This is a genomic window from Lacticaseibacillus camelliae DSM 22697 = JCM 13995 (assembly GCF_001311195.1).
Taxonomy (GTDB): Bacteria; Bacillota; Bacilli; order Lactobacillales; family Lactobacillaceae; genus Lacticaseibacillus; species Lacticaseibacillus camelliae.
Window position 1 is genome coordinate 1 of record NZ_BBAJ01000076.1, and the last position, 10,967, is coordinate 10,967.

The 10,967-nt window shown below is 55.6% G+C and carries 6 protein-coding genes and 4 pseudogenes; 9 read left to right on the forward strand and 1 reads right to left on the reverse strand.

Annotated elements, in window-relative coordinates:
* Positions 1-456: 456 nt before the first annotated feature.
* Positions 457-3,177: a hypothetical protein gene (locus JCM13995_RS11060; protein ID WP_054665629.1), complete on the forward strand. Its 2,721-nt coding sequence runs from the start codon at positions 457-459 to the stop codon at positions 3,175-3,177.
* A 60-nt stretch (positions 3,178-3,237) separates the two neighbouring features.
* Positions 3,238-3,597 carry a hypothetical protein gene (locus JCM13995_RS11065; protein WP_054665632.1) on the forward strand — a complete coding sequence of 120 codons (360 nt, stop codon included), beginning with the start codon at positions 3,238-3,240 and terminating at the stop codon, positions 3,595-3,597.
* A 440-nt stretch (positions 3,598-4,037) separates the two neighbouring features.
* Here JCM13995_RS11065 and JCM13995_RS11070 read toward each other — a convergent pair whose 3' ends face one another.
* Positions 4,038-4,808, reverse strand: a complete 771-nt coding sequence (locus tag JCM13995_RS11070) for an acetoin reductase (RefSeq protein WP_054665635.1) — start codon at positions 4,806-4,808, stop codon at positions 4,038-4,040.
* Positions 4,809-5,868: 1,060 nt separating this feature from the next.
* On the opposite strand from JCM13995_RS11070, the pseudogene JCM13995_RS11075 reads away from it, so the two are divergent.
* The 7 genes and pseudogenes from JCM13995_RS11075 to JCM13995_RS11100 all read left to right on the forward strand — a co-directional run.
* Positions 5,869-6,689, forward strand: a pseudogene (locus JCM13995_RS11075) (MetQ/NlpA family ABC transporter substrate-binding protein).
* A 21-nt stretch (positions 6,690-6,710) separates the two neighbouring features.
* Positions 6,711-8,113 (forward strand): annotated as a pseudogene (gene pepV / locus JCM13995_RS11080) (dipeptidase PepV).
* A gap of 229 nt (positions 8,114-8,342) precedes the next feature.
* Positions 8,343-8,579, forward strand: a complete 237-nt coding sequence (locus tag JCM13995_RS11085; RefSeq protein WP_054665638.1) for a hypothetical protein — start codon at positions 8,343-8,345, stop codon at positions 8,577-8,579.
* Positions 8,580-8,750: 171 nt separating this feature from the next.
* Positions 8,751-9,140 (forward strand): acyl-CoA dehydrogenase family protein, encoded by a 390-nt coding sequence (locus JCM13995_RS18125; protein ID WP_439645220.1) that lies wholly within the window; start codon positions 8,751-8,753, stop codon positions 9,138-9,140.
* 4 nt (positions 9,141-9,144) lie between these two features.
* Positions 9,145-9,881, forward strand: a pseudogene (locus tag JCM13995_RS11090) (acyl-CoA dehydrogenase family protein).
* Positions 9,882-10,670 carry an electron transfer flavoprotein subunit beta/FixA family protein gene (locus JCM13995_RS11095; RefSeq protein WP_054665642.1) on the forward strand — a complete coding sequence of 263 codons (789 nt, stop codon included), beginning with the start codon at positions 9,882-9,884 and terminating at the stop codon, positions 10,668-10,670. It begins immediately after the preceding pseudogene.
* A 12-nt stretch (positions 10,671-10,682) separates the two neighbouring features.
* Positions 10,683-10,967 (forward strand): annotated as a pseudogene (locus tag JCM13995_RS11100) (electron transfer flavoprotein subunit alpha/FixB family protein); the annotation flags it as partial.

The window sequence follows — 10,967 nt, forward strand, 5'->3', positions numbered from 1 at the left end:
AAAATTGAGGAACGCATAAAAGATTGATTAATTTAAGCTAGTACACAGGCCGTTCCTCAACAGGGACGGCTATTTTCGTGAATTAGAAAAGTGACTCGGCCCAAGTGAAACACGATGCATAAAGATTGGGCACAATATACAACGCAGATACGCAAATTTACATAGTCTCTTGGGCAATGTGCCTTAATATCGAGACGATGGCGGATGATGATTTTATTGCATGTATCAATAAGACTACGCGAATGAGTTTGGCCATCATCTAGGAGGAGACACTATGTTGAAAGAATCGAGTAAGCAAAGTAAACAAGCAAAGGGCAAGTTTGTGTTAACTGCCGCTGTAGTAGCGGCAATGGCTGCTACCGGGGTGGGCGCCAATGCCGTTCACGCGGCGACGTCTGCACCGAGTGCTGCTGGTACGCAGGCTCCTAGTCTCCTAGTCAGACAACTCACTCGACGGTGGCAACGGCCAAGAGTCAAACTCCAGTCGAAAAAGCACAATCAGCTGTCACGGCAGCACAAAGCAATGTCAATACGGCCACGGCTGCACAGAAAACGGCTCAGACCACATACAACACGGCAAAAAGTGGGCAAGATGCTGCTCAGAAGTCAGTTGATACGGCCCAGAAGCAGGTTGATACCGCGAAGACGTCTGTGACGACTGCCAAATCTGATGTGAACAAAGCTCAAACGGCGGTTGATGCAGCGCAAAAGAGTGCTGCGAAGGCGACCCCAGCTGGGATCCAAGACGCTCAAGCCGCTGTTAAGACGGCCCAGGATATTGAAACCAAGGCACAGAGCAATGTGGATACCGCCAAGGCTCAGACGGCAACGGATACAACCGCTGAAACGCAGGCACAAAACACCGTTGACCAGGCACAGTCCGCTGTTACTTCAGCTCAGAAAACTGCTGATGCCGCTAACAAGGTCGTTAACCAGGCCAAGGCAGCAATGGATACAAGGACGTCTGGGAGCAACGTTCAGGCTGCTCAGACTAAGGACGAGACCGCAGCCAAGAACGTGACTGACGCGCAAAAGAATCTGACCGAAGCTCAGGCTAAACAAAAAGCCGCAGATGCCGAGGCGACCAATGATGACGCTATTCAGGCCGCCACTACCGCTAACGTTCAGGCTCAGTCAAACTTGACTGTCGCTAAGGCCAACACTGCTGCCAAGCAGACCGCAGCTGATCAAGCCGTTGCTGCGCTCACTGCAGCTCAGAACGCCTTGCAGTCAAGCACTACGACTACCGCCAACGTCGTGACTGCCAAAGTCTCTACAGCCCTTAAATCCGCTGTACAGAACTACTTGACCGTTTACAAGAAAACACCCAGCGATAAGAATGCACTGGGCGCTGCCATGCAGAAAATCAGTGATGCCCTACAAGATAGCAGTTCCGTTAAGCTGAGCTACATCGGTAAGGCTGCTGATGATAGCACAACCTTTGATACGATCAATGGGACTAATAATGCTTTGGAAAGCATGAACGCGAGTCAACTGCTTGAAATTCAGCAAACCATTGCTGGTGGGATCAATGCGTTGCGCGATGCACTTGGCATTTCTGGCACGGTCGGGCATGTTGAACTGAACCAAGACGCCATCGACATTGCAAAAATGTATGCCACACTCGAATCTGGGGCCGACATTACACAACCAGCAACTGATCTTTCCAATCGTACCGGTATCGCTTACAGCACGGTCACTGCCACCCCTAACGCACATTCTGACGATGAGGACACGGCAATTGCACAGTTGGTTGAGGGCCAGTCGACTCGCAGTATGAAGAATATCAAGCAGCTGGTTTTGGATGACATGATCATGCAAAAGTTGTTCACACTTTATTTGGATCAATATGCAAACCCGACCAGCGCCGCCTCTAATGACACTGCCATGACTGCTGCTAAGCAAATACTTGGCCTCACCCAATCGCAGCTTCAGGCCGATACAAACGGCGCACCGAGTTACTTCGGGGTCTGGGACAGCGAATTCGGACCAATGGCCAGTCGTCATGACGGCAATCACATCATGATGTATCGGATGGCCTTCGTCCCAAACGTTGCCAGCGTCTTCGCCGATAAAGCCAAGTTTGACGCAACCCCGATCGCGACCCCTGGGGTGGCCAGCACTTCTACTACTGTCTCTGATACGACTACCCTACAGGCTGCTTTGACCACTGCTCAGGCAACTAACGCAGCCGCGCAAACTGCGTTGACAGCTGCTAAAGCGGCGAAAAGTGCTGCTCAAAGCAAGGCTGACGCCGCGGCTAAGACGCTGGCTGATGCCAAGTCTGCAAGCAGTTCTGCTGCAACTAAGGCCGCTGCTGACAAGGCTGTTCAGACTGCCCGGGACAATCTGACCAAGGCGCAGACCGCTAAAACCACTGCTGATGCAGCTCTGCAAGCAGCCAAAGACGCCTATGCTGCCAGTCAGCAGGACACCGCCACCAAGCAAGCAGCGCTGGATAAGGCGAATGCCGATGCGAAGACAGCTAGCGACGCCCTCACCGCGGCTCAAAGCAAGTTGGCTGAAGCCAAGACGGCTCTGACCGCTGCCCAAAAGAAGGTCGCAGCCGACAAGACTGCCGAAACAACGGCCAACGACGCTTTGGCCAAGGCCCAAGCAGCCGTTAAGACTGCTCAGGACAAGGTCACTGCGCTGACTAATGCGCCAAAGACTTTGGTCACGGCTCAGGCTAATCTGACTGCTGCGCAGAAGGCACTGACTAAGGCGCAGAGTGACTATGCTACCGCTGAAAAGACTGTGGCTGAGCTGACGCCAGCACTGAATGTAGCTAAGAGTACAACTGCCCAAGCCCAGGCACAGTTGGCCGCGGCAAACGCCAATTTGGCGGCAGCGAAGCACCGTCTGACAGCTGCTCAACGTGCGCTGAGGCGGGCGGAAAATGCTGAGACCATTGCCGCCAATGTGGCCCGTCAGCAGCACCGGATCGATTCAGAGGCTCAGGCACAACAGGGCGGTTATCACATCAGCGACAACGCGGTGGTCGATCACAATCAGCAACCGGTTGCTGGCTGGAAAGTCGTGAATGGTCAAATGGTCGACAAGTTCGGCAATATAGTTTCATTTAATCGTGCGACTAAACAGGCGCAGAACCAGGGCAGGCACAGTTTACCAACACTGGTGACCAAACCAACACTGGCCTCAATGCTGCTGGGTTAGCCATTGCCGCTTCATGGCAATTCTCGGTCTGGCAGACTGGAAACGGCGGGTACGCGACTAATGAACTGGAAAAAGATTCTTAAAATCATTGGCTGGATTGCACTCGGTGTGGTGGCACTGATCTTGGCCTACCACCTAATTCTTCTCTTGATTAGCCTGGTGGTCACGGTCGTCACTTGGATCATTGCGGCAGTTAAGTTTGTCCTGATTGGCTTCGTTGCGCTCCTTATCTGGCGACTAATGCCCAGTAACCAAGGCAGTTCTTCGGGCAGACACCACAGCGGCTTCATGAGCGACGCGCGTGATAACATTCCCAGCGCCAAGAACCAGGTGCCGCACGCCGAAGATCAGGTGGGCAGCGCGATGGATAATGTTTCGCACATCTTTCGGTCCGACCGTGACCGACGCCGTGGTCGTTGATGGCTTTTAGGGAGCATTGCAGCTGTTGCCTCATGACTGGTTGAGACGCAGCTGTGATGCTCTTTTTTTGTACGAATTGGGAAACGGGCCTTGTCTGGCACAATTGGGCTGATTGCCAGTACGGTGGGGGTATCTCGGTTCGGATGAACAGGGGCAGAGCCTTGGCTCGCTGCCAGTGTTTCACGTGAAACGGTCGTACGTCTGCGTCATAATTGAGGACTAAAAGAGCACCAGCGACGAATTTCTCATCGCTGGTGCCGGTTGACGTTGTTGGCAAAAGTAGAGACTGCCTTTGGGGGAAGGCAGCCTCCGTATGAGGAGCATGAGGAGAACGGGAGAACTACTGTCGGGATGATTCCTCCCGACGAATACATTGTACGCCGACGAACCCAGAGGGTGGGTCGTGGAACACTTGCGCAGGACAATAGATTTTTCCCGTTTTAGTGGAACCGCATGCCACCATCGACCTGCAGAGACTGACCCGTAATGTAACCGGCCGCGGGGCTGGCGAACCAGGCCACTACTTCGGCGACGTCGGCAGGGGTGGCTTCGCGCCCGATGGCGATTTCTTTCAGGCAGTCCGCTTGTTGTTGCTGGATCGTCTTGTTTTTGATTGCGGCTGTTTTCTTGTCGATGGCATCGCGCATTTTGGTGCGCACGATGCCGGGGTTATAGGCATTGACGGTAATTTTGTCCTTGGCAAATTCCTTGGCGGCGGACTGGGTCAAGCCGCGAATGCCGAACTTTGAGGCGGAGTAGGCGCTTTGCAGGGCAGAGGCCTCGTAACCGGCCAGGGAGGCCGCGTTGACGATCCGGCCGCCATGGCCTTGCCGCTTGAACTGCGCGCCGGCGGCCTGAATGCCCCAGTAGGTGCCCAGCAGGTTGACGTCGATCAGGCGCCGGACGTCGGCTTCCTTGGAGTCGACGAAAGTTTCGATAAAGGCCACGCCGGCGTTGTTGACGTACACGGCGAGCTCACCGAGATCCTTAACGGCATTGTTGACCAGGTCAAAGACTTCATCGCGGTCAGCCACATCGAGCTGGTAGGCCTTTGCCGATGCGCCCGCGGCGGTCAGGTCAGCGGCCACCTTTGTTGCCGTTGTCGCGTTGATGTCTGCGACCGCGATCGCGTAGCCGTCTTTGGCCAGGCGGTGCGCAATGCCTTCACCAATGCCTTGCCCTGCTCCAGTTACAATTGCTAATTTTGTCATGTTGCTCCTCCTTCAAAATAAAAAACGCGGTCTCGTCTGGTCTTTTGACCAAGGACGAAACCGCGTTCGCGCTGCCACCTTTGTTTAGACCGCGCTCACACGCGATCCCTCATGACGTACCCGATGATACGCCTTCCCTGTAACGGGCGAACCCGCTGCCGCTTCGCACAAACTTGGCGGCAGAGCTTCTGCAGGACATATTCCCCCGGGTGTGGCCGCCATCTTGCACCGAACCGATGGCTCTCTTGAGGCGCTGCACAGGTACTCATCTTGCTGCTGATTGACTCACTAAATTGACGTCATTATTGACCGTGGCAGGAGTCTTGTCAAGCCAAGAATGAGCGCATTATTGTTTTTATCTCATTTTCGAACCATCGATGAATACGCTATGCAGACTGTATATGGGTAATTTTTGTTATTTTAACGCCTAAAATTGTGAGATGGTTTAAATTCGGTGAGAATTTAATTAACGGAGGCGTTGACACCCCCAATCAGAGTTGCTAGACTAGGCCCTAAATTAAACAAGGCGAAACGTTTTTGAGTGAGTAGCGTTGCTGGGGCTGCACAGAGAACCTGCGGATGGTGGAAGCAGGCCAGTTTCCTGGCGTGAAGATGGCTCAAAGGAGATTGGCACACTGAACCGTGATTGGCGAGGCTGTGATGGTTGGCACCCATTACCATGCACACAGATGATTGTCTGTTGTCGAGGATCGCTGAGGCGGTCAATTTAGAATGGTACCGTGGGTAAGCTCACTTCTAACATTAGTTAGGGGTGGGCTTTTTCTTTTCCCACCGTCCTGCCCAATCAAAAAAAACGTCTGGTCGAGAGTCGCTCAAGACCAGGCTGGTTAGCACCCATTAGCGTGCAAAAGGGCTAGTTAATAGCTGAATTTAGAATGGTATCGCGACAATGCTCGCTTCTAACACGGTTAGAAGCGGGCTTTTTTGGTGGGAGGAATGGTCATGGTTGATTCTCGAGAGTACCGGCGCTCTGGGCAGACCTAGCGCACTGAAGTCCAGGCAATTAAAACACAATGAGGAATGATGGAGGCATGAAAAGATGAAATTACGGTATAAATTGATTATGGCTGTCGCGGCAGTGGCGTTCTTGGTGGCAGGGTGCGGCAAGCAGGCCAAGGCCAGTGAGACGCAGACGAAAACGGTCAAGGTCGGGATTGTTGGCGCGGATCAACAGATTTGGCAGGCCGTGGCGAAGAAGGTCAAAAAAAGAAGGGATCATCATCAAACCTGTCCAGTTTCAAGACGACCGGGCCGACGTCGCGCTGAACGATGGCGACATTGGCCTTAACGCATTCCAGCATTATTACTTCCTGAGCATTTGGAACAAGTCGCATCACGCAGACCTGCAGCCGATTGGGAACACGCTGATTGCCCCGCAGCTGGTTTATTCCAAGAAGGTCAAGTCGCTGCAAGACCTCAAACCAGGGGCGACAATTTCAATCCCTAATGATGCCACGAACGAAGGGCGGGCGCTGAAGGTCCTGGTCTCAGCGCACCTGATCACGCTGGACAACAAGAAGCTGCCAACGATTCACGACATCAAGTCAAACAAGCTTCACCTGAAAATTAAGGAGCTGGAAACGGCGCAGCTGCCGAAGACGCTTGACGATGTTTCCGCCTCGGTCATTAGCTCCGGGGTTGCCGTTGATGCCGGCCTGAATCCCAAGGACGCCATCTATCGCGAGAAAGTCACCAAAGCCTACAAGCCGTGGGTCAATATCATTGTGGCCCAGAAGAAGGACAAGAATAATCCAACTTACAAGAAGATCGTGAAGGCTTACCAAAGCCCTGAGATCAAGAAAGTGATCAAAAAAAGTGTACAAGGGCGCCGTACTACCGGCGTGGGACTACAAGTTTTAAGCTAACGAAAGCGTGATAATGATGGCAATTGATTGGCAAAAAGCAGCAGAGGCATATCAAACGGAGATCTTGGCAGATTTGAAAACGCTGCTGAAGATCAACTCGGAACGCGATGTGGCGCATGCCAGCGATGACTCACCCACCGGCCCAGGACCCAGCAAGGCGCTTGAGGCATTTTTAGCCATTGCAACGCGGGATGGCTTTGACACGCTTGATCTGGATCACGTGGTCGGGCGCATTGCGTTGGGCAGTGGGGATGAGATTTTTGGCTTGTTTGGGCATGTGGATGTGGTCCCCGCCGGCACCGGCTGGGTGACTGATCCGTACACGCCGACCCTGCGCGACGGGAAGTTATACGCCCGCGGCGTGGCCGATGACAAGGGACCGAGCATCGCCGCCTATTACGCGCTCAAGTTGCTGCGCGACGCCGGGGTCCCGTTGCACAAGCGGATCCATTTCATTATCGATACCGACGAGGAAACCAACTGGACCGGCTTGCACCGGTACTTCAAGGACCAGCCGATCCCAGATCTTGGTTTTTCGCCAGATGGGCAGTTTCCGGTGCTGAATGCCGAGAAAGGAATCTCCAGCATTATCGTGACCTTCAAGTCGGTTCCTGACCGCCCGGCAACGCTGCGATTAGAGCACTTTCAGGCCGGCTCGGCCATGAATGTGGTGCCGCAGTATGCCGAAGCGGTGATCAGCGGGGCGCTGCCCCAAGATCTTCAAGCCCAACTCACCGCATATTGCACGGCCCACCATGTGACGGCGACGCTGACAGGCGCAAAGGAGAAGGTCACGATTCGGTTAACGGGCAAGGCCGCGCATGTCAAAGAGCCTGCCGACGGTCTGAACGCAGGGACTATCTGGCGGCATTTCTCGCCCCGTTCGCCTTTGATGCCCAAGGGGCCCAGTACCTGCAGACAATCGCGCGGTATTTTCACCAGGATACGCGGGGTCATCACCTCAAAATCGCGTATCGCGATGACGTGATGGGCGAGCTGACGCAAAGCCCGGACCTCTTTAGTTATGAGCCAGGCGGGGCCCAGACGGTGCTGACCAATCTTCGGTATCCTAAAGGCGTCACGATTGAAGCGCTGCGCAAGCAGATTGTCACGACGCTTGGGCCTGAACGGGTCAGCGCAAGGATTCGGGATAATAAGGATCCTCACTACGTTGGGCTGGACGATCCGTTAGTCAAGACACTACTGGATGTTTACACCGCGCACACCGGCAAGCCCGGGTACGGGCTGACTTACGGCGGCGGCACCTTGGCGCGCAGTATTCCACGCGGCGTGGCGTATGGGCCGAAGATGCCGGAGGACGAAGAGGTCGTTCACCAGGCCAATGAATATATGAGGGTCAGCGACCTTATTCAAGCCACTGCGATTTACGCAGACGCACTCTATCGCCTCACTAAATAAACACAAGTGTAATTTTATTATCTATTTTCCGCCTCTAACCTGATTTTATACGCGTTAAGGATCATTACGGGTGCTGATGGGCTGAAATTGGCTGGGCGTGTGCTCACGGCAGAAGCAAGTCGAAGCAAAGGATGAAACGGTAATTGGTATAGGGCAGTCAGTAAACGTTTACAATAACGACAAAGGGCGCTACACTGAAGTCGATAATTGGAGAAGGAGAGCGCTTAACATGACGGGGCCTAGTGAATTGCCAGCCGCGGCGGCGGCGTGGCTGCAGTACTGCCGAGCACATAATATCGGTTTGTTTGATGCGCTGACGCAGGGTCACGCGATGCCAAAAGTGGCCCTTGATGAGGATACCGCGGCGGACGTTGCGCTTTACTTCTTCGACGCGGCGCACGACGAGGATTTCGCCCGCGCGTGGTTAGCAAGCGTTGATCAGGCGGGTCAGCCACTTGGCGAGTAATTGAACAAGCAATTTTGGGTCGGTTTTGTCCGGCCCTTTTTCATGCCGTAAAAGGATATGGCTGGGTTCAAAACAGGTCAGTTCCGGTCAAATAAAATATGTTAACCTGCGGGTATTGAGTGTACTTGTGGCGCGCTTCACGAGTTGCGCCACGGAAAGCGGAGGTTCGATATGGAACGGCAATGGACGGAACCTGAACAGATGCTGCTGCGGATGGCGGCGAAATACACAGACGCGGAGCTGGCGCCTTACGACCTGGAAATGGCGCACACGAACCGCTACCCGGACGGCTTGGTCGACAAGCTGATCCAAACCGGCTTTTTGACGGTGATGCTGCCGACTGAATACGGTGGGGCGGGCTTTGGCCCCGAGGTGACGGCAGCGATGATCGAGCGGATCGCCAAGGGCAGCGCCAGCGTGGCCGCGACTTTGGAAGGTCATTACAAGAGCGTGGCTGCCGTCCTGAAGTACGGCAATGACGCGCTGAAAAAAAACGCTGCTGCCGCAAGCGACACACCGGATTTTTGCGTTTGGCATGACCGAGTCGACCGGAGGTTCTAACCCCATGGGGATCCAGGCCACGGCCAAGCGCGTGGCCGGCGGCTGGCTGCTTAACGGCAATAAGGTGATGATCACCAACGGGACACTGGCGGAGGTTTACTGTGTGCTGGTCAAAACCGGTGACCAGGAGCTGTCGGTGTTTGTCGTGGATAAGGACATGCCGGGGTTTGCGTTTGGCAAGCGGGAGAATTTCATCGGCCTGCGGGGCACGCCGATCGGCGAAATTTTTCTCACCGACGTGCGCGTGGCTGACGACCACCTGCTCGGCCAGGTCGGGCAAGGCGGTGTGATCGGCGACCATGCGCACGACGACGCCCGGATCCTGATGGGGGCGGTGCTGTCCGGCATTATGCAGCACGCGCTGAGCCTCGCCGCCAAGTACGCGAACGAACGCACCGCGCTGGGCACGCCGATCGGCCAAATGCAGGCGATTCAGCGCAAGCTTGCCGACATCAAGATCAACCAGGAAACCACGCAGCTGTTGTGGGAGCGGGCGGCCTTTGCCAAGCGCAGGGGCAGCCGTATTCGGAGCTGGCTGCGATGGCGAAGGCCCACGGCTCGCGCGCGGCGGTGGCTGCCGGCGACGACGCGCTGCAGGTGTACGCCGGTTATGGCTACTCCAACGACTACCCGCTGGCCCATCTGATGCTTGACGCGCGGGCGCTGGAAATTGCCGAGGGCACAGTCGAGAAAATGCGCACGGCCATTGCCCAGGCTGAGCTGAAAAAGGAGGAAGTCTAGATGAAAATCGTCGTCTGCATTAAGCAAGTGCCCGGCTCTAACCGAGTGTCATTTGACCCCATCACGCACAACCTCGTGCGTGAAGGCATGGACGGGCGGATGAATCCCTTCGACGAAAATGCCATCGAGGCGGCCGTCCGCCTGCGCGAACAGGTTGGCGGCGAGGTCATCCTCCTGTCGATGGGCCCAGACGCCGCTAAGGAAACTCTGCACGACGGCATGGCGATGGGGGCGGATTCCGCGTACCTGTTGTCATCTCGCGCCTTTGCCGGCTCAGATACGCTGGCGACGGGCTATGTCTTGGCACAGGCCATTCGCAAAATTGGCGGCGTCGACCTGACGCTGTTCGGCCGCCAAGCTGTGGACGCGGATACCGGCCAGGTCGGGCCCATTGTGGCGACCGAGCTGGACCAACCACAGGCCACGTTTGCCGAGAAAATTCAGCCGCTGGATGCCCAGCATTTGGTGGTGGACCGGGACCTGGGCGCTGAGACCCAAAGCGTGCAGTTGACGCTGCCGGCGGTGATCACCGTGCGGGCCGAGGCCAATCAGCCGCGCTACGAAAGCCCGGTGGCGATTCAGCAGAGTCTGACTAAGCCGCTGACAACCTGGACCGATCAGGACCTGACACTGGACGTCAAGCGCATCGGTCAGGCAGGCTCGCCGACCATCGTGCGCAAGGTTTACGCACCCCAGCCGACCACGCGTGCGGCCAAGCCGCTGCCGCAGGACCCGCAAGCCGCGGCCAGGGAGCTGCTGAACATTTTGCAAGCACAGGGCTTGCTGTAAGGAGGCCGGAACATGATCACGAAAGATGCGTTATGGATTATCGCTGAATTTGAAGGCGCTAGGATCGCGCCGGTCACCCTGCAGCTGCTGACTAAGGCCCGCGCCATTGCCAACGGGCGCGCGGTGGCCGCTGTTGTGCTTGAAACGCCGGCGCAACACGGTGAGGCCACGCTGGCTCAATACGGCGCGGACGAAATCATTGTGGTGCAAGATGACGGGTTTGCTCACGCCTCTGACCGCACGCAGGCCAAACAGCTGACCGCGTTGATCCAGGCCCACACGCCCAACACGGTGCTG

Excerpts from the sequence above, each read along its gene's own strand:
- JCM13995_RS11095 (WP_054665642.1), top strand. The coding sequence starts at position 9,882 with ATGAAAATCGTCGTCTGCATTAAGCAAGTGCCCGGCTCTAACCGAGTG.
- JCM13995_RS11085 (WP_054665638.1), top strand. The coding sequence starts at position 8,343 with ATGACGGGGCCTAGTGAATTGCCAGCCGCGGCGGCGGCGTGGCTGCAG.
- JCM13995_RS11065 (WP_054665632.1), top strand. The coding sequence starts at position 3,238 with ATGAACTGGAAAAAGATTCTTAAAATCATTGGCTGGATTGCACTCGGT.
- JCM13995_RS18125 (WP_439645220.1), top strand. The coding sequence starts at position 8,751 with ATGGAACGGCAATGGACGGAACCTGAACAGATGCTGCTGCGGATGGCG.
- JCM13995_RS11070 (WP_054665635.1), bottom strand. The coding sequence starts at position 4,808 with ATGACAAAATTAGCAATTGTAACTGGAGCAGGGCAAGGCATTGGTGAA.